Here is a 1,401-nt window from a genome sequence, read left to right on the forward strand (position 1 = left end):
TTTCTGGAACGTCGTAGATATCGGATTGAAACGCGAGGATAAGCATGTCTGAAACTGCCATTGATTATGGTTCCCGCACTATGCCTCATGATGATGTGGCTGAGCAGTCGGTGCTCGGTGGCATGCTGCTGTCGAAGGACGCTATTGCGGATGTGGTTGAGAGCCTGCGTGCCTCTGATTTCTATAAGCCGGCGCACGAGACGATTTATGAGGCGATTCTTTCTCTCTACGGCCACGGTAGCCCTGCGGATGCGATTACGGTTGCTGATGAGCTGAAGAAGCGCGGTGAGCTGACTCGTGTGGGTGGTGCGTCCTATATTCATACGCTGATTGCCTCGGTTCCGACTGCTGCTAACGCTCAGTATTACGCTGAGATTGTTAAGGAGCACGCGATTATGCGCCGCCTGATTGAGGCGGGTACGAAGATCGCTCAGCTGGGTTACGCCAATGAGACTGAGGTCGATACTTTGGTGGATCAGGCGCAGGCTGAGATTTATGCGGTGACTGATGGTAACGCGAAGGAAGACTATGTGTCTTTCTCTGAGGCGTTGGAGGAGACCATCAATGAGATCGATGCGAACTCGAACCGCCCCGATGGCGTGTACGGTGTGCCGACTGACTTTATTGAGTTTGATGAGCTGACCGGTGGTCTGCACGGTGGCCAGATGATTGTTATTGCGGCTCGTCCGGGTGTGGGTAAGTCGACTCTGGCTCTTGATATTGCTCGTTCTGCGGCTATTCATCATCAGATGACCACTGTGTTTTTCTCGCTGGAGATGAGTCGTACTGAGTTGGCGATGCGTATTCTCTCCGCGGAGGGCAAGATTTCGATGGGTCGTCTGAAGAAGGGTGACCTGGATACTGAGGGCTGGACGAACCTGGCGACTTTGCAGGGTCGTATTGATTCCGCTCCTCTCTTTATTGATGATTCGCCGAATATGACTCTGATGGAGATTCGCGCGAAGTGCCGTCGCCTCAAGCAGCGTAATGATTTGAAGCTTGTGGTGCTGGACTACCTGCAGCTGATGAGTTCGGGTAAGAAGGTTGAGTCGCGTCAGCAGGAGGTTTCGGAGTTCTCTCGTAGCCTGAAGCTGTTGGCTAAGGAACTGGACGTTCCGGTGATTGCGCTGTCTCAGCTGAACCGTGGTTCGGAGCAGCGTACTGATAAGCGTCCGATGGTTTCGGATCTGCGTGAGTCGGGTTCGATTGAGCAGGATGCGGATATGGTGATTCTGCTGCATCGTGAGGATATGTATAACCCGGAGAGTGAACGTGTGGGTGAGGCGGACATGATTATTGCTAAGCACCGTGGCGGTCCGACTCGTACTATCCCGTTGGCGTTTAGCGGTAAGTACTCGCGCTTCAACAATATGGCGAATGAGGCGCCTCCCCAGTACTAAC

1 protein-coding gene is annotated in these 1,401 nt (G+C 53.3%); it reads left to right on the forward strand.

Annotated elements, in window-relative coordinates; genetic code table 11:
* The first annotated feature begins 44 nt into the window (after nucleotides 1-44).
* Nucleotides 45-1,400 (forward strand): replicative DNA helicase, encoded by a 1,356-nt coding sequence (dnaB, locus tag Q0216_RS10005; RefSeq protein ID WP_298595026.1) that lies wholly within the window; start codon nucleotides 45-47, stop codon nucleotides 1,398-1,400.
* Nucleotide 1,401 lies beyond the last annotated feature (1 nt).

Origin of the sequence: uncultured Rothia sp., from assembly GCF_937976295.1 — a bacterium.
In the GTDB taxonomy this organism is placed as follows: Bacteria; Actinomycetota; Actinomycetes; order Actinomycetales; family Micrococcaceae; genus Rothia.